Annotated in this window: 15 protein-coding genes; 4 read left to right on the forward strand and 11 right to left on the reverse strand. The window is 51.3% G+C overall.

Annotated elements, in window-relative coordinates; translation table 11 throughout:
• Positions 1–59: 59 nt before the first annotated feature.
• Complete coding sequence (locus CFLAV_RS18420; protein WP_007416303.1) at positions 60–1,685, forward strand: NHL repeat-containing protein; 1,626 nt, start codon at positions 60–62, stop codon at positions 1,683–1,685.
• A 29-nt stretch (positions 1,686–1,714) separates the two neighbouring features.
• On the opposite strand, the gene CFLAV_RS18425 is transcribed toward CFLAV_RS18420, so the two are convergent.
• On the reverse strand, positions 1,715–2,890 hold the full coding sequence (locus CFLAV_RS18425; RefSeq protein ID WP_150107485.1) for a radical SAM protein: 1,176 nt from the start codon (positions 2,888–2,890) through the stop codon (positions 1,715–1,717).
• A 191-nt stretch (positions 2,891–3,081) separates the two neighbouring features.
• Here CFLAV_RS18425 and CFLAV_RS18430 point away from each other — a divergent pair, with 191 nt between their 5' ends.
• On the forward strand, positions 3,082–4,683 hold the full coding sequence (locus CFLAV_RS18430; RefSeq protein ID WP_007416305.1) for an outer membrane protein assembly factor BamB family protein: 1,602 nt from the start codon (positions 3,082–3,084) through the stop codon (positions 4,681–4,683).
• Between the two features lie 39 nt (positions 4,684–4,722).
• Here the strand turns inward: CFLAV_RS18430 and CFLAV_RS18435 are convergent, their stop codons facing one another.
• The 3 genes from CFLAV_RS18435 to CFLAV_RS18445 all read right to left on the reverse strand — a co-directional run bounded on the left by CFLAV_RS18435 (position 4,723) and on the right by CFLAV_RS18445 (position 8,136).
• Positions 4,723–5,082, reverse strand: coding sequence for a hypothetical protein (locus CFLAV_RS18435; RefSeq protein WP_007416306.1), 360 nt, complete (start codon positions 5,080–5,082; stop codon positions 4,723–4,725).
• A gap of 96 nt (positions 5,083–5,178) precedes the next feature.
• Positions 5,179–6,630 (reverse strand): hopanoid biosynthesis associated radical SAM protein HpnJ, encoded by a 1,452-nt coding sequence (hpnJ, locus tag CFLAV_RS18440; protein WP_007416307.1) that lies wholly within the window; start codon positions 6,628–6,630, stop codon positions 5,179–5,181.
• Between the two features lie 90 nt (positions 6,631–6,720).
• Complete coding sequence (locus tag CFLAV_RS18445; RefSeq protein ID WP_007416308.1) at positions 6,721–8,136, reverse strand: DUF3463 domain-containing protein; 1,416 nt, start codon at positions 8,134–8,136, stop codon at positions 6,721–6,723.
• 246 nt (positions 8,137–8,382) lie between these two features.
• Between CFLAV_RS18445 and CFLAV_RS32635 the strand changes: the two genes are divergently transcribed.
• Positions 8,383–9,258 (forward strand): tetratricopeptide repeat protein, encoded by an 876-nt coding sequence (locus tag CFLAV_RS32635; protein ID WP_007416309.1) that lies wholly within the window; start codon positions 8,383–8,385, stop codon positions 9,256–9,258.
• Between the two features lie 45 nt (positions 9,259–9,303).
• Here the strand turns inward: CFLAV_RS32635 and ispE are convergent, their stop codons facing one another.
• A complete protein-coding gene (gene ispE, locus CFLAV_RS18455; RefSeq protein ID WP_007416310.1) occupies positions 9,304–10,182 on the reverse strand; it encodes a 4-(cytidine 5'-diphospho)-2-C-methyl-D-erythritol kinase in 879 nt (292 codons plus the stop codon).
• Between the two features lie 50 nt (positions 10,183–10,232).
• The gene (locus tag CFLAV_RS18460; protein ID WP_007416311.1) at positions 10,233–10,673 is read right to left on the reverse strand and encodes an exosortase system-associated protein, TIGR04073 family; all 441 of its coding nucleotides are present in this window, start codon (positions 10,671–10,673) and stop codon (positions 10,233–10,235) included.
• Positions 10,674–10,846: 173 nt separating this feature from the next.
• Here CFLAV_RS18460 and CFLAV_RS18465 point away from each other — a divergent pair, with 173 nt between their 5' ends.
• Positions 10,847–12,403: a tetratricopeptide repeat-containing sulfotransferase family protein gene (locus CFLAV_RS18465; RefSeq protein WP_007416312.1), complete on the forward strand. Its 1,557-nt coding sequence runs from the start codon at positions 10,847–10,849 to the stop codon at positions 12,401–12,403.
• A gap of 87 nt (positions 12,404–12,490) precedes the next feature.
• Here the strand turns inward: CFLAV_RS18465 and tatC are convergent, their stop codons facing one another.
• The 5 genes from tatC to CFLAV_RS18490 form a co-directional block, all read right to left on the reverse strand.
• Positions 12,491–13,522, reverse strand: coding sequence for a twin-arginine translocase subunit TatC (tatC, locus tag CFLAV_RS32640; RefSeq protein ID WP_007416313.1), 1,032 nt, complete (start codon positions 13,520–13,522; stop codon positions 12,491–12,493).
• 22 nt (positions 13,523–13,544) lie between these two features.
• Complete coding sequence (locus CFLAV_RS37660; protein ID WP_007416314.1) at positions 13,545–13,832, reverse strand: Sec-independent protein translocase subunit TatA/TatB; 288 nt, start codon at positions 13,830–13,832, stop codon at positions 13,545–13,547.
• A gap of 102 nt (positions 13,833–13,934) precedes the next feature.
• On the reverse strand, positions 13,935–14,579 hold the full coding sequence (gene pal / locus CFLAV_RS32650; protein ID WP_007416315.1) for a peptidoglycan-associated lipoprotein Pal: 645 nt from the start codon (positions 14,577–14,579) through the stop codon (positions 13,935–13,937).
• A gap of 25 nt (positions 14,580–14,604) precedes the next feature.
• Positions 14,605–15,783 (reverse strand): PD40 domain-containing protein, encoded by a 1,179-nt coding sequence (locus CFLAV_RS18485; protein ID WP_007416316.1) that lies wholly within the window; start codon positions 15,781–15,783, stop codon positions 14,605–14,607.
• Positions 15,780–16,727: a TonB family protein gene (locus CFLAV_RS18490; RefSeq protein ID WP_007416317.1), complete on the reverse strand. Its 948-nt coding sequence runs from the start codon at positions 16,725–16,727 to the stop codon at positions 15,780–15,782. The genes CFLAV_RS18485 and CFLAV_RS18490 overlap by 4 nt, the downstream gene beginning before the upstream one ends.
• Positions 16,728–16,736: the final 9 nt, after the last annotated feature.

The following is a 16,736-nucleotide window of genomic DNA, read 5'->3' on the forward strand; positions in this document are numbered from 1 at the left end:
TGGCCCATTTCGTGCTACTTCTGAGATAGGAAGTGCATTTCCTTAAATTGACAACAAAAATGAATTACAAGTGTAGCTTTTCCAACCGGTTTGTCCAAAATCTAGGCACAGCTCTTTTCCTCGCCTGGAGTTTTGCTTCGGCAACCTTACATGCTCAAGCTCCAGCCTTTGCCTGGGCGAAGCAGCCTCAAGGACCGGGCATAGCTTCGGCAAGCGCCGCAGCAACCGATGCATCAGGTAATATTTATGTAACCGGATATGTTTCCACAACGAACGTAACGTTTGGAACAATCACGCTGACCAACAGCGGAGCCTCGGATGTTTTCCTTCTCAAGTATGACCCGGCCGGAAATGTGGTTTGGGCACGACAGGCAGGTGGAAATGGTTTTACAGGCCTGAGTCTTTGCTTAGACGGCAGTGGCAACATTTTTGTGGCGGGATATTTTACCGCTGGTAACACCAGTTTTGGAAGCAGTACTTTAACGAACACAATCGGCACGCACTGTTTTGTTATGAAGTATGACAGCTCGGGTAATCCAGTCTGGGCAACTCAATCTTCCGGGAATGGAAACGAATTCGGGAAGAAGGTCACCAGCGATGTAATGGGAAATGTCTATTTAACCGGTGAGTTTACAGGCACCAATTGCACCTTTGGGGCGAATACTTTCGATACCAGTCAAAACTCGCCCTTTGGATCCGATGTCTTCGTTGCAAAGTACGATCAGCAGGGAAATCTGCTCTGGGCAAAAAGAGCCGGGGGGCAATCGGATGATCATGCTGGCGGAGTCGGGGTGGATGCAGCAGGCAACTGCTACATTGCAGGTACGTTTTCCGGTTTAACCATGAACATCGAGAATATCAGTCTGAATTCAGCGGGTTACTATGACAACATCTTCCTCGCAAAGTACAATGATCAGGGAAATCTGCTTTGGGCCAAAGGAGCTGGAGGAACTGGATTTGATTGGGGAAACGCTCTGGCGGTTGATTCGACTGGCATAAGCTATATCACGGGTGTTTTGGGCAGTTCTGTGGCAACTTTCAACACCATTACTATCACCAATCGGGGCTTGAACGATATGTTTGTGGCCAAGTATGACAATGCAGGAAACATTCTATGGGCCACGAATAGCGGCGGAACTGGATATGATGGAGCTTTCGACATCGCCCTTGATTCTGCAGAAAACGCCTACGTACTCGGGGAATTCCGCAGTCCTGTCAGCATCTTTGGAAACACCACCTTAAGGAACAGCAGCGGTAATGAGCAGATGTTTGTGGCGAAATTTGACAAAGATGGATCTCCGATTTGGGCACAACAAACCACTGGAGGCGGGAGCGTAGCCGGTCCAACAGGAATTGCGGTAGATTCCCAAGGCAACACCTACACGGTAGGCTTTTTTGAAACCAATGCAGTCTTTGGAAACACGAGTCTCGCTACCGGTGACTACACAATGTTTGTAGCCAAACTAAATGGTCCACCACTTCTGAAGATATCAGTTGCTGCAGGCCAACTGGTATTGTCGTGGCCGACTTATCAGACAGGCTTTATCCCCGAAGGCGCTTCCGGCTTGGATGCGAATGCGACATGGACGCCTCTCACAAACAGCGTCTCGATCATGGGAGACCAGAATGTGGTTACGAATGAGATTTCCATTACCAGTAAATTTTACCGGCTCTGGAAACATTGATTTGGAAGTTGAAGAGCGTGCGCGGACGATTAGACCTCACCAATCCACTTACGATCGTCCCAAACCGCTTTCAATGAAGTAATATTGCGACTGTCGAAAACGTTTTTGGCCGCAGCGATGACCTTGCCTTTTTTGAGGTTGTTATAGGCATCGCTGGCACTGATGGCCACGAACTGCATCACGCTCGGATCACGATAACAATCGATCATGCACTTGGTGCAACCGTCGCGGATGAGCTTGGACTGATCAAAATCGTAGATGTTGCACATCGGCGTTTCCCACGCGTGGCAACGATACAAATTCAAGTTCCAATCGAGATAAAAATATTTGTGTCCGCCGAGGCAGCCAAACTTTTCCTTTTCCTTGCGGAGATGGCGCTGCATTTCGCTCAGTGATTCCGTGGGGTTCACCACTGGGAAACCGCTGTTTGCCTTCATCTGCTTGATTTTTTCAAACACAGCGATCAATTCATCCGTCTTGTAATTCACCAGGCTGGAATCGCTGAAGCTAAGATAGCTCGAAGCTAATGAGGTTAACGGATAGCTGAAGGTGCAGCTTTCAAAGCCAAGCGTTTTGAGAAAATCAGGGAGCTTCTCGTAATCGTCGATCAGCTTGCTCGCGGTAACGCTGGCGGTGGTTTGAATCCCCAGCTTTTTGAAAACCTCATTCGCGTACTTGATCTTGCGGCAGACATCGGGAAGGCCACGGTTTTTCTCGTGCTTGATTATATCGTGCGAATCAATCGACATGATGACGCTGCTCAAGCCATCGCTGGCAAGATCGCGCATATTCTGATCTGTCCAGAGCGAACCGTTGGTACAAATCATCGGGTGGATGCCCGATTCAGCACAATAACGAACCATGGCGCGCAATTCCTTGTGAACCAGCGGTTCGCCACCCACAAACAGCATGTAGCCGATGTGGTTCTTGACCGAAATATCGATGACGTCCTTCGCCTCCTTCAAGGTCACGCTACGCCGTTTTTTGGGATCGAATTTGTCCACGGCAAAACCGCAGAAATCGCACTTGGCATTGCAAATGTTCGTGATGGCGAACTGGAGGTATCCCGGGCCACCGTGGTCCAACACTTCACCGATCAGTTTGAAAGTGCTTTTCTTCGGCTTGACCACTGGCTTGGAAAAGTCAGGAGCCGCAGCGCTTGGGGCTCCGGTGCCATTGGGACGTTCTAAGGTCGGCGTGCTCATTGTAACAATTCTTCTGATTATGTCGTTGAAAACCAGTCGCTGGCAAACATTTACTGAACGCTCGCCGGATGGCAATGACATTACCTTTATGATGTACCACATCAGGCACAGACACGCCATAAAGAATAGGGTAAACTTGCAAACAACACTTGTTGAGTCGGGTTCTATGGTGTTTTCTGTCAGGGTTACCTATGAAAAAAGGCATTTTCCGCCCCCTTGGAAGCATACTCATGGTTTCCCTGACGCTGCAGTTCTGCCCGTCAGTTGCCAAAGCAGCGGATCAACCGCAATGGGGGCAGGCCTGGTCACGGAACATGGTTTCGCAAGAAAAGGGATTGCCGGATACATTTGATCCGAAAACCGGGGCAAACATCAAATGGAAGGTCCCGATTGGAACCGAAACACATTCCACACCGATCGTTGCCGGAGGCCGGGTTTATATCGGCACTAATAACGAGGAACCTCGTGATCCCAATCATAAGAGCGATTCCGGAGTTTTGATGTGCTTTGAGGAAAAAACCGGTGCGTTTTTATGGCAATTGGTTGTGCCCAAGCGTGAAGAGGATATCTACCACGATTGGCCAAAGACCGGTTGGGCGTCACCTGTCACAGTGGAGGGCGACAGAGTTTATGTAGTAAGCAATCGTGGTGAGGTGATGTGCCTGGATGCAAAGGGCATGGCGAATGGAAACGACGGTCCTTACAAGGACGAAGCCGTTCACATGCTGCCGCGCCGCACGAATGCACCTGTTGGCAATTCTGTGCCGCAACCCACCCAAAAGGATGGCGATATCATTTGGTTGTTTGATCTCACGAAAGAAGCTGGCATATGGTCGCACGATGGTGCGCACAGCTCGATTCTGATTCACGGAGATTACCTGTATCTCAATAGCGGCACAGGTGTGGACAATACCCACAAACGCATTCGCACGCCGGATGCCCCGAGCCTCGTTGTACTGAACAAAAAGACAGGCAAACTCGTGGCGCGCGATAACGAACACATCGCACCCGATATTTTTCATTGCACCTGGTCGTCGCCTTCGATGGGCGTGGTGAATGGTCGAGACCTGCTGTTCTTCTGCGCAGGAAACGGAATTGTTTTTGCCTTTGAGACGTTGACCAGCAATCGCGATAACCTGAATTTGTTTCCCAGATGGCTGAACCGCAACTCCCCTGCCCCAGCCTTCAAGATGTCTCCAAACCAGGTCCAGAAGCTGAAGAAGGTTTGGCAATTTGATTTCGATCCGACAGCGCCAAAGCAGGACATTCACCGTTACCTGAGCAATCGCAAGGAAGGCCCCAGCGATTTTTATGGCATGCCGGTCTTTTATGAGAATCGGTTGTATGTCGCGGGCGGCGGTGATTTGTGGTGGGGCAAGAACGAAGCCTGGCTCAAGTGCATTGATGCGACGAAGTCAGGCGACATCACCACCAATGGATTGATCTGGTCATACCCACTGCAGAAACATGTTTTGCCCACCCCGGCAATCAAGGATGGGCTCATCTTTATTGCGGATTGCGGACGCACGTTTCATTGCGTTGATGCCATAACCGGAAAGGCGTATTGGACGCAGGAAATCAAAGGGGAAATCTGGGCCTCGCCGCTCGTGGCCGATGGGAAGGTTTATTTGGGAACACGCAGTGGAGAGATGTGGGTATTTGCTGCGAGCAAGGAAAAGAAAGTGTTGAGCACAATCGAAATGGGAAGTCCCATCAGTGGCACCGCCACTGCGGCCAATGGAGTTCTCTTTGTCGCAACGATGAAGAATCTTTTTGCAGTGCAGAAACTGTAGACCTATTTGCTTAAGGCAGCAGCTTGAGAAGAATGCAAATCATCCTTCTTGATCGGGGGATGGGCTTTGCTTCGGAGCTGGCTGACAATACTCAATAAGGCCCTGCAGCATCTCCAACAATTGCGGCCCCAATTTCTGAGAATCAAGGACTCCATGAGCCACTGCCCAAGCGACATTCAATTGTAACTCACCGTAATTGTATTTCTTGTACAGATCAAAAGCCGGGCCCCTGTCCCAATCATGTATGCGGATGGCGAGTTCGCCGCTGCTGACTTTTCCCTGCTTCCACTCGTCAAAAAGCGCGTCAACGGGGAGCAATGCACGGCGCAACTCTTCTTCGTGGGCCTGCATCGATAGCTCGCGCAGCTTTCGTTTTTCGCTTTTCGTAGGTTCGCGCATAAGAGCTTAAAGAAATCGGCACAATCTTAATGATTGTGCCGAAATTTTTATCCAACAATGCTACTTACCCTGTTCAACAGGGAACCCATCACGCCCTTAAGCAGCAGAGGCAGCCTTGGAGGCGGCCAGATCAGTGCGGCGCTGGGCCATGGTGGTGAAGAATTCGTAGCCTTCGCGCAAACGGCGCACGCAGACGTTCTTGTCTTCCAACATGGTCTTGATGATGCGGAGAATCGGCTTCGGCCGAAGATAATAACGGCGATAGAATTTTTCGACCGATTCAAAAATTTCATCCTTGCTCAAGCCAGGATAGGCGAGTGTGGACTGTTGGATGCCATCATCGTGGATGATGTCGGTCTTGTCCTTCTTCGCAAACCAGCCGTTTTGACGGGCCATTTCATACAACTCAGTGCCAGGATAAGGAGCAGCAAGCGAAACCTGGATGCTGAACACGTCGAGGTCCATCGCATAACGGATGGTTTCTTCGATGGTTTCCTTGGTTTCGACCGGCAACCCGAGAATGAAGGTGCCGTGGATGATTACGCCCAATTCCTTGCAGGCCTTGGTAAATTTCTTGGCTTCCTCAATGTTGATGCCCTTCTTGATGCGATCAAGAATCTGCTGATTGCCTGATTCATAACCGACAAGGAACAGGCGGAGACCGCAATCCTTCATCAGCTTAATGGTCTCGTAATTGACGTTCGCGCGACTGTTGCACGACCAGGTCATGCCGAGAGTCTTGAGTTTCTGTGCGATCTCACGAGCGCGAGGCAGGTTCGCGGTAAAGGTGTCGTCATCGAAGAAAAACTCCTCCACTTGCGGGAACAATTTCTTGGCATGAGCCATTTCAGCGGCAACGTTCTCAGGGGAACGGACGCGATATTTATGACCGCCAATGGTTTGCGGCCAGAGGCAGAAAGTGCATTGTGCCGGGCAACCACGACCGGTGTAGAGCGAGAGATAAGGATCCTTCAGATAGCCGATGGAATATTTCTCGATCTGCAAATCGCGCTTATAAACGTCGGTCACCCAGGGAAGCGCGTCCATGTCCGGAATCAATTCACGTTCCGGATTGTGAACAATCTTGCCCTCTTTCCAGAAGGAGAGACCGTTGACTTCGGATAGCGGGCGGCCTTCGGCAACTTCCTTGCAAGTAAAATCAAACTCTTTGCGGCCAACCCAATCAATTGCTTGCGAGGCCTTCAACGTTTCGGTCGGCAAAACCGCCGCGTGGGCGCCGACAAAGCCGATGGTGGTGCCAGGCCTTTGCGATTTGATGGCTTCGGCCACCTTGGAGTCGTTTTTCAACGACGGGGTGGAGGTATGGATGATGACGTGGTCGTAATTCTTCGCCTCGGCCAGACAGGCTTTGACATCGATGTCATGCGGTGGGCAATCCATCAATTTGCTGTTCGGAACCAGAGCGGCGGGCTGAGCCAGCCAGGTTGGATACCAGAACGAGCGGATTTCGCGTTTGGCTTGGTAGCGCGCGCCGGCGCCACCGTCGAAACCATCAAATGATGGAGGGCTTAAGAACAGGGTCTTCATTCGTAATTAAAATTGTGCTTCTGATTGCAGTTAACTTGTTGAGCAATTACGCCCAAGTATGGAAATCCAATACCGCCAACATGGCGCGGCTTAAGAATCCTTCTTAATCTTCGCCAGCAACTCATCCCGCTGAGTTGTGTCGCCAGTGCCGCAGCTTCCACCGCCAGCAGCATGGTCATGATTATGCGGTTCTTCACGACGCGAGAAAACGGATTGGGCTCCGTTCATTGCGGCACGAGGCGAATTGATGGCGGCCTTGGCTTCGGCCAGATGGCCTTTGCCGATGGACGTGCCGTTGAAAGCGTTTACCTTCGCACCTTCACGGTAAGGCTTGGGCTTGGCACCGAAATTATATTTAATGTTCTTCCAGGTGTCGCCCTTTTGATAGTTGGTGCCGAGTGCGCCGCTGGGATCGTAACCGCAATGAACCATGCAGTTTTCACAGCGAGGATCACGGGCCACACCGTCCACCACACCGTATTTGTTCCACTCGACCTTCTCCAACATTTCCTGGTATTTCGGATAATGACCATCGGTCATCAAATAGCAGGGAGCTTTCCAACCGCGGATGTTGCGGGTGGGAATGGCCCAGGCAGTGCAGGTCAATTCACGTTTGCCAGCGAGGAACTCCTGATAAACTGGGGTCCCGAAGATGGTGAAGCGTTCGCCCCATTCCTGGATTTTCTTGAATTTCTCGCGAGTCATCGCGCGGGTCAGGAAGAAATCTTCCGGCTGCCGACCGAGGCGCTTGACCATGTCCTTCTTCGCCGCATCGTAATCGTAGCCTGGAGAAATGGTATGACCATCGACTTCGAGCGAAGAGAAATACTCGAACATATTTTCGAGTTCCTTGACTTCGGTTTCCTTATAGACGGTGGTGTTGGTGGCGACTTGATAGCCAAGAATCTTGGCCATCTTGATGGCTTCGACGCATTCCTTGAAGACGCCTTCACGTTCAACGATCAAGTCATGAGTATATTCCAAACCGTCGACATGGACATTCCAATACTGCCAGGTGCTTGGGCGGATGACAGGCTTGCCGTCGTTCTTGCCCTTGCGAATGGTTTCCGCATCCTTTTCAGTGATGAGCTTTTCCACCAGCAGCTTTACGACCTTTGTCTCGATTTCCGGACTATACGCAGCGGCAAGGTAATCGCGCATTTTCTTCCGCATGAACATGCCGTTCGTGCAGATGTAAACGATGCGGCCTTGCTTGAGGATGCCGTCGACCAACTCTTCGATCTTGGGATAGATCAGGGGTTCGCCACCACAAATGGAAACCATGGGCGCATCACACTCCTGAGCCGAGCCAAGACAATCCTCCAAGGACATCATGTCCTTAAGACTGGTGGAGTACTCGCGAATACGACCGCACCCAGTGCAGGTCAGATTGCAGGTATGAAGTGGTTCGAGTTGCAGCACCATGGCGAACTTTGGGGTGCGCAACATCTTATGTTTAATGATATGCCTGGCGATTTTAGCCGTCAGGGCTAAAGGAAAACGCATAGTTATTTCTATTGGGCTAGAGCCACTTGCTGAACTGGCTCAGATAAGGGAACAGTACTATCTGGCGTAGGCTTTTGCGGTTCGACCTTGAGCAAACCGGGTAAAAAGAATGAAGCGGGTGATACACTATGGGACGCACTAAAGCCACCGCATCCCGAAGCCAGCAGTAAAACCGCGGGCAGAATAACGAAAATCGAATATTTACATTTAAACTTCACTCAGTACTCCAGTATAGATTCTGTCTTTATGTTAGCAACACCTAATTCTTTGGGTAGAGCACCTACCCTAAAGGCTTCAAACGTTTCCAAAACCCATGGTTTGAACACCATCGGGGTGTGCTGGTTGCTAACCGTTTGCCTGTTGAACGCCGCTTTTTCTAAAAATTGCTTCGCTGAAACCAACTCCGCTGCAATCGTCACAGAGGAAACAACAGCAGACTTTGCAAGAAGAGCTCAAACCATCTATGAAGATGCAAAGGCTCATTATCATTCCTCCCCGAATGATCTGGAAGCCGCGTGGCAGTTCGGGCGCGCCAGTTATGATTGGGCGGATTACGCGAAGTCGAAACGTCAACGAGCAGAGATTGCGCAGGAAGGCATCGCTGCCACTCAAAAAGTGGTGGACCACCAGCCTGATTTGGCACAAGGACATTATTACCTGGCGATGAATCTGGGCCAGTTGGCACAAACGAAGGAACTTGGGGCATTGAGGCTGGTGTCCAGGATGGAGGGAGAGTTCAAGACCGCTTTGAGTCTGAACCCTGATCTGGATTACGCAGGACCGGATCGCAACCTTGGGCTGCTTTATCATGAAGCACCGGGTTGGCCGGCGAGCGTCGGCAGTAAGAGCAAGGCGAAGTTGCATTTGACTGCAGCTGCCAAGCGAGCACCACAATATCCCGAGAACCTGCTGAATTTGATCGAAGCTTATCTGAGTTGGGGAGACCGAAGCGGTGCGTTGCGCGAGCTCAAGGTTTTGGATCAGAACTGGGATGATGCCAGAAAGCAATTTACTGGTGAACAGTGGAATTCCAGCTGGGTGGATTGGAAGAAGCGCCGCGAAGTCGACGCTCGAAAGGCAAATGATCTTCCCCGGAATACTTCACCGCACGAGAAGCCGTAATCTCCGTCGCCATGTCAGCGGCGATCTGCGACGTCGAAAATCATTTTACACCGGAACTACTGCCGTCCAAACAGCGGCGCCGAATTTCACTTTAAATCTTTCCAGCAATTTTTCGGCTGCGGATTGGCTGTTGATCAGGGCGAAGGTGGTTGAACCACTGCCCGACATCAAAGTGGCGGCAGCGCCATGCTCACGCAAAAATTCCTGATACAGCGCGAGGATGGGATATTTGTCCAGGGCCGGAGCTTCCAGTGAGTTATAGAACTCCCTGCCCGCAGTCTGCAAATCGGATGTTTGCAGGAGTTGAATCAACTTTTCGGCACGACCGGGCTGGCCATTCAACGCGGCCGGAAAACGCGCCAGATTCTGATAGGCCCAAGGTGTGGAAATGCCAAAACCGGGATGAATCAGGATAAAAAATGATCCACGCATCGCAGGAAAAAAATCGAGCGAGGTGACTTTTTCACCACGTCCCTTGGCCAGGGCAGGTTTCGCCTGGAGAAAGAAGTTGATGTCTGAACCCAGGCTGGCAGCCAGGGTATCGAGCTTTTCGGGCGAAAGCGGATTATCGAAGAGTTCGTTCAATCCGAGCAAGGTCGTTGCGGCATTGCCACTGCCGCCACCGAGGCCGGCGGCCTGGGGAATCCGTTTTTCCAAATGAATCCGGACCCCTTCGGAGATCCCGGTTGCCTGGAGGAAGGCTGTGGCAGCGCGGTGAACCAGATTTTGCGAATCTGTGGGCAATGTGGCATCACTGCAGGTTAATTCGAGTTGCTGACCGGTGCGGGAAAAATCGAGGCGATCAAAAAAATTGACCGGATGCATCAAGGTTTCCAACTCATGAAAGCCATCGGGACGCTTGCCGAGAATGCTCAGCAGCAGATTCACCTTGCAGGGAGATTGTTTTTGCAGCAGTGCAGGCATAAAAAAAAGCGCCAACAGAAAAATGTTGGCGCGTTTTAGGAAAAGGTTTCTTAATTGTCAAAGATTGTAAAACGGCTGCCCGGGAACCACGGAGCCACCTCACCACCACTGAAACCACTGTAATGGTCAGTGGCATTAAATGATTCGCTCCAAAGGCGGGGACGGTAGCTGTCTGGATACATCGGGTGGGGGCTCATGTAATCAGTGAAAACCGGGCCGTAGGGAGGAAATGGCGCGGTCACAATTTCGTAGATGCCGACACCAGTGCGGGCCAAACTCTTGTTCACACCGCGGAAAAAACCAGTGGCAAACCCTGCATCCGGGCCTTCAAAGACTCCGCCCTGTTCCAGTGCACGATTCATTTCGCCCATGCGGGGAATTTCGGTGACATTGGCAATTCCACGGCCCATTTTGGCTTCAGGACCGGCGCAACCGACAGCTAGAACAGCAACCAAGGCTAGTGCGCTCAGAAGAGAAAGAGTTTTACGCATATGTTTCGTCTGAATATTGGAGAAAGACTACCGCGATTTGTGCACTTGTAAAGTGCTTTTCGGTGTCACTGGCGTTGTATCAAGTGCACGGTGCCCTGGTAAAACCAAAAGCAGCGCCCACCAGAAGCAACTTGCGCATCGGTGACTGCACGTCTATCGTCGGGCGCACACCTATGAGTTTGCGCTCACAGCAAATTGTTCCTCAAAATAGCTTGTCCGCATTGCATACCCAGACAAAACAATGCATCGCTCGATACGACTATCCGGGGGCTATTCAAGTCCTGCAGCGCGCCCATAAGCTGGATCCCGATAACGACAGAATCCTGGCTGATCTAGGCTCCGCCCAGGCGAAGGCTTATGATTTTGCCGCCGCGGAGCAAAGTTTCGAACACGCCGTACGCATTTCGCGCATGAAACCCGATGCCCTGCTGGCCGTCGGTCATTATTGGCTGGAAGTCCGGCACTACGAGGCGGCCATCAAATATTTCCAACAAATTTTAAAGGAAAGCCGGATTCCGGTCCTGACGTTCGTGCGATTGGGGGAGATTTTCATCCGCATGCGCCGGTTGGACGATGCGGTTGCAATCGCGGAACGGGCGTTGCGTCTGTACAGCCAAAATGAAAGCGCTTTGTTGCTGCGCGCAAAGGTTCATCGCGAACAGAAGCAATTGGCAGATGCGGAGAGGCTCCTGCGGATGGTGACGGCCAAAATCGGCGACAATGCCGAAGTGCGCGCGGGAGCCTGGTATGAACTGGCGGCGATTCTCGACCAGCAGGGCCAGTATGACCAGGCGATGGCGGCCTTGCTCGAAGCCAAGGCACTGATGCGTCTGACGGCCGGTCAGGCCATGAAAATCCTGCGAACGAAGCAGGGTCATCTAAAACAGATGCAGGAAAATGTCAGCGCAACCATGGTGCAACGTTGGCGCCAATTTGGGACGACGGACTTGCAACCCTCGCGCCGGCTCGCCCTGCTCTGCGGCCATGCACGCTCCGGCACCACCCTGCTCGAGTATGTGCTGGATTCGCATCCGCAAATCGTTTCGGCAGACGAAACCTCGGTCTATCACAACACGGCTTACAATCCCATCGGCCGCGCGGTTTCGTCGAACAGCTCCTTCGTGTCCGCTCTTGAGTGGATACCGGCCCGGAACATGCGCCAGATCAGAACCGATTATTTCCGTGGGATTGAATCATTTTTAGGTCAGCCGATTGGGGATCGTTTACTCGTTGATAAGAATCCGGCAAATACTTTCGATATTCCCTCCATCGCCCGCATTTTTCCTGAGCAAAAATTTTTGGTGGCTTTGCGCGACCCGCGCGATGTTTGCCTCAGCTGCTTCATGCAACCGGTCGCCATCCTGCCGGATACTGCGTCGTGGCTGACTTTAGAAGGGACGATGGAGCATTACGCCTTGATCATGGGTCTCTGGCAGGCCTGGAAACCTTGTCTGGGTGCGGGAGCAATTGAGGTTCGTTATGAGGATATGGTTGAAAATCTGGAGGCGACAACGCGGCCAGTGCTTGATTTTCTTGGCCTGCCTTGGGACGAGCGCCTCCTGCGCTTCAACGAACATGCGAGTGGCAAAATTGTGCGTTCACCGACGTTTGCGGAAGTAACCAAGCCGATTTTCAAAAGCGCGCTCGGACGCTGGCGGAATTATCAGAAGTATTTCGAGCCGCATTTAGAGAAACTCAAGCCATCCTTGAAGGCATTTGGATACGCGTAAAGTCTGGGTGCCGCCAGCTAATTGCTCAACACAGAAACATTGTCTGCAATGATTGTTTGAGCCAATCAACGTGACCGCCACGGTTTTTTATTTGGCATCAATGATGCCAGCGGCAGCTTCTTCTTTTTTGCGTTCCTTACGTTCCCAATACCAGGTAATCAGGAGGCTGATTTCGAAGAGAATTTGCAGCGGAACAGCCATCAATACCTGAGTCACAACTTCAGGAGTAGTAAGCACTGCTCCCAAAATCAAGTTGATGACGATCATGTACGGGCGGGCCTTCTTCAGAATGGCATAATTAAGAAGCCCAAGTTTTACCAATACCAGGATGACGACTGGCATCTCAAAGCCGAGCCCCATGCCGAGCATAAATTTACAAACGAAGCCGATATACTCGTCCGCCTGCCAGATGGCTGCGGAAAAACCCATCCAGTTTGCATACATCTGTGCAGCGGCCAACGCCACTGGCATCAGTACAAAATAGCAGAACAAAACACCCGTAATGAAAAGCCCGAAGCCGAAACCCAGTCCTCGATAAATGTACCGCTTTTCATTCATTTTCAGGGCCGGAAAAATAAACTGCGCTAAAAAATAGAAAATGAAAGGAGATGAAACCGCGATCCCCGCGTACATCGCGACATGGAAGGCGGTCATGAACGCTCCGGCTGGACTTAAAATGGAAAGCTGGGCGGTAACCCGTCGTGCTTCCCTAGCCGCATCTCTCGTGGTATCTGGGCTGAAGGCCAACACCTGAATTTGGTTGGTCCCCACGGTTATGGGAACAGGCGCCAACTGGTAGACGTAATAGCGATTGGTACCAAGGTTGAGATCCTTTTCCTGGGCTTTGTCCAATTCAAAGCTGCCCAAGCGGTTGGTTCCGAAGAAGAGCGAAACCACCTGATTATTCCCCTCACGTTTGACTACGGCCCGCTCCAAAGGCCACATCAAAACTTTGACTACATAGTTCCCTGCGATCAGGCAAACAATAACGGCGACTGCGAGGACGGCAGAGCTCTTGATGAGCATCCAACGGAGATCCTCCAGATGCTCAAGAAAAGATTTTACCGGCCCGCCTTCCTCGTCCTCGGGGAGACGACCCTCTTCGGGCTCATTTGCCATGATTTAAACCTGCTACCGAAGATCAGGCTTTCTGCCCGGGAGCTGATTGGTGAGGAACAGAGTGGTCCGTCGTGTCAGAAGCTACGGTCTGGGAAGGAGGCAAACGTTTCGCCGGAGGAGCTGGAGTTTCATCCATGGCACTCTGCATTTCATCCGTGACGTCGCGCGTTGCTTTCTTAAATTCCTTGATACCCTGGCCCAGGCCTTTGGCCAATTCGGGCACTTTCTTCGCGCCGAACAGGATAAGTACGACGGCAAGGATGACTACCATTTCCCAACCACCGATAATTCCAGCTAACATAATATTCATAAGACTAGTTTGGTTCTATCAAAGTTACGGCAGGGGACGGTATTAGTAAAGCGCCAAATACCGGCCCCTGCTTTTCAGTATAACTGCTTGTCAATGTACCGCTTACTTGGGCGGATTGAGCACTACAAATTCGTCGCGGCGATTCTTCGCGTAAGCTGATTCGTCATGGCCTGGAACAGCGGGCTTGTCTTCACCAAAGCTGACCGTTTCAACAAGAGTGGGATCCACACCCATAGTAGCCAAGGCTTCACGAGCTGCCAACGCACGGCGTTCACCTAATGAACGATTGTATTCTTCCGTGCCGCGTTCGTCACAATTGCCTTCCACTCTGACGGCAGTACCTGGATGACTCTTCAAATAATTGGCAACTTCGCTGAGCTTGGATTGGTCACTGGAGCGGATGGAAAACTTATCGAAGTCGAAGTAAACCGTGGCCCCTGCCAAGGCTGCTCGGTCGGGGATATAAGTGGAGAAATCCCGATTTGAAAGAGGAATGATGTCGTTGGGGTTCCGCGGGGGAAGATTGTTACCATTGTTGGGATTGTTAACATCTCCATTTGGTGGAGCCGGGGGAATAAATGTGGGCTGAGGTAAATTATTATCAATGGTTTTCTCGCCACCGCCAACGTGAGTAGTTCCGCCTCCCGGTATGTCTGTAATACCGGTTGGTCGTTTTTTGCAACCGGCAGCACTGATTGTCAGGGCGAGCCCTAACACCATCAAATTAGAGAATTTCGTGAGTTTCATTTTTTTGTTTTGGGAAGTTTAAAGCCTATCGAGCCCAACTGGGTTGTGAATTACCTGCGCTATTTCCCGAAACCCGGGAAACATCCTTGACTTGTTTGGTTGGCACGTCAAGCAAAGAGAGCACGCGATTCCCCCCTTTACGACGAGCAAACACGACTGTTCGTGAGTTCGGCGCCCAACTCGGGTCTTCACCTTCGGTCAGGACAATTGCGGTTCCTCCTTCTGCTGGAACAACGCAAATATTAAAACCTCTGGAGTTCTGAGAGGTGAAAACGATGTACTTACCGTCAGGTGACCAGTCGGGTTCCGAAGGGTTTGACACACCCGCAGTGGGGATGCGCTTGACGGAGCCTCCATCCACAGAAACCTTGGACAATGCGCGACGCTCACCGCCTTTGGAAGCAAAGCAAATCCACTGACCGTCAGGCGAGAAGCAAGGCGAGGATTCATCTTCCCTCGTGTGGGTGAGCTGTTTCATCCCGGAGCCATCCAAATTACAAACATAAAGATCTGGACTGCCCGATTTGCTCAGCACCATGGCAACTTTCCCATCCTTTGAAACGGCTGGCGAAATGCCATCGCCCGGATATTGAGCAACATTGCGCCGCTCACCGGTAGCCAAATTTTGGTAAAAAACCTTTGCCGGTCCGAGCTTATAGGTCAGGTAACAAAGCGCCAATCTGCCGGGAAACCAGCAAGGAGATGCGACGATCGTATTGTCGCTAGTGACTGCCTGAGGATTGTGGCCGTCGAAGTCGGAGACGTAAATTTCACTCTGAGCACCGGTATCGACTTTGAAGGCGATGCGGGTACTGGCGATGCCATTGACGCTGGTGAGTTTGAGAACCACATCATCAGCCAGGCGATGCGCCTGCGAACGGGTGCTGGCACCGCTGTAAGCCTTGGAGAAAAGGACAGTTTTGCCGTAGCTTAACTGGCCTTGGACGTTACCATTGTTGCTGCCGGAAACCACAGGAACATTGGGCGTGCCGGACGGGACATTGGTAAATCCCATTACGGTCAGATCGTAATTCAGCACATGCGCCACTTCGTCGGAGAAACCGGAGATGACAATGGGCGTGGGAGGAGTAATACCGGGTTCATTACCTGGTTTAACAATTGGAATTACATGATCTTCAGCAAATAAGGTGCCTGCGCTGAGCACTAAGGCCAAAGCTGCAATTTTAAAAAAATTAATTTTCATCCGATTTGTCTTTTCACGTCGAGGTTAAAGGAAATCTTAAAGGTCCGCTGTTGGTCACTTGAACCTTCAGGGAAAGCTTCAATCCAACTCACAGCGTTCAGAGCATTTTGGATGGAGTTATCCAAGCTGGAATTACCTGAGTGCTTGATGATGCGGGCACTGATCACATTGCCATCGCGTGACACCGTAATTGTAACCAATACCGGCGGTGCGCTATCACTAACATCGCCGGGAGCTGTCCACGCATTGTAATACCTGCTCGCAAGGATGTTGTCATAATTCACCGCGGAAAAAGCGCTGCTGCCGGGTCCATCGATTTTAACCGGAGTGGCGCCTGACGTGTTCTTGCTAATACTGGTAAGGGCGGAGGAAAAGGCTCGGGCAGCGGCGCGAGATTTGGCGACTTTAGCCTCATAAGCGGCTTCCGCAGCCCGCTCATCGGAATCATCTTTCGGCGCTGTCTTGGAATTATTTTTCGGCACCTTATGAGTGACCTTCTTCAAGCTTGCGTCGTCCAAAACGTGTTTCGTTTTGGAGGAATTTAAGGAAAAGGTAGAAACCTTGTCATTGCTGGCCTTCGTTACGGGATGCAATTCATCGTCGTTGACCTTTGGTTTCTTCTCCACAACTTTGGGAGTCTCGATACGTTTTGGCGGCTCAGGTTTGGGCGGAGTAACTTGCTTGACCTCAGGCGGAGTGATTGGTTGGGGCGTCGGTTGAACTGGCTTTTGCACCTGAGGAGTTACAACGGCAGTTTGCGGAGCGGGAGTGCCCTGCGTCAACGCGTCCGTCACCATGCGAGGATCATAAACCGTGATGGGATGAAACGACTTATCCACCGTGTCTTTGCGGACGAAAAATGCCGAGCCAAAAAGAATGACGCATAACAGCAGGCCGTGGAGGCTGGCTGAAACGAGATAACATTTTTTTTGCAATCGATTCATTTTTAATCG

The organism is Pedosphaera parvula Ellin514 (assembly GCF_000172555.1).
GTDB lineage: Bacteria > Verrucomicrobiota > Verrucomicrobiia > Limisphaerales > Pedosphaeraceae > Pedosphaera.

Bases quoted from the DNA above. Each gene is read 5' to 3' on its own strand.
- CFLAV_RS18430 (WP_007416305.1), top strand. From the start codon at position 3,082: ATGAAAAAAGGCATTTTCCGCCCCCTTGGAAGCATACTCATGGTTTCC.
- tatC (WP_007416313.1), bottom strand. From the start codon at position 13,522: ATGGCAAATGAGCCCGAAGAGGGTCGTCTCCCCGAGGACGAGGAAGGC.
- ispE (WP_007416310.1), bottom strand. From the start codon at position 10,182: ATGCCTGCACTGCTGCAAAAACAATCTCCCTGCAAGGTGAATCTGCTG.
- CFLAV_RS37660 (WP_007416314.1), bottom strand. From the start codon at position 13,832: ATGAATATTATGTTAGCTGGAATTATCGGTGGTTGGGAAATGGTAGTC.
- CFLAV_RS18445 (WP_007416308.1), bottom strand. From the start codon at position 8,136: ATGCGTTTTCCTTTAGCCCTGACGGCTAAAATCGCCAGGCATATCATT.
- CFLAV_RS18465 (WP_007416312.1), top strand. From the start codon at position 10,847: ATGAGTTTGCGCTCACAGCAAATTGTTCCTCAAAATAGCTTGTCCGCA.
- CFLAV_RS18435 (WP_007416306.1), bottom strand. From the start codon at position 5,082: ATGCGCGAACCTACGAAAAGCGAAAAACGAAAGCTGCGCGAGCTATCG.
- CFLAV_RS18425 (WP_150107485.1), bottom strand. From the start codon at position 2,890: ATGAGCACGCCGACCTTAGAACGTCCCAATGGCACCGGAGCCCCAAGC.
- CFLAV_RS18460 (WP_007416311.1), bottom strand. From the start codon at position 10,673: ATGCGTAAAACTCTTTCTCTTCTGAGCGCACTAGCCTTGGTTGCTGTT.
- pal (WP_007416315.1), bottom strand. From the start codon at position 14,579: ATGAAACTCACGAAATTCTCTAATTTGATGGTGTTAGGGCTCGCCCTG.
- hpnJ (WP_007416307.1), bottom strand. From the start codon at position 6,630: ATGAAGACCCTGTTCTTAAGCCCTCCATCATTTGATGGTTTCGACGGT.
- CFLAV_RS18420 (WP_007416303.1), top strand. From the start codon at position 60: ATGAATTACAAGTGTAGCTTTTCCAACCGGTTTGTCCAAAATCTAGGC.
- CFLAV_RS32635 (WP_007416309.1), top strand. From the start codon at position 8,383: ATGTTAGCAACACCTAATTCTTTGGGTAGAGCACCTACCCTAAAGGCT.
- CFLAV_RS18485 (WP_007416316.1), bottom strand. From the start codon at position 15,783: ATGAAAATTAATTTTTTTAAAATTGCAGCTTTGGCCTTAGTGCTCAGC.
- CFLAV_RS18490 (WP_007416317.1), bottom strand. From the start codon at position 16,727: ATGAATCGATTGCAAAAAAAATGTTATCTCGTTTCAGCCAGCCTCCAC.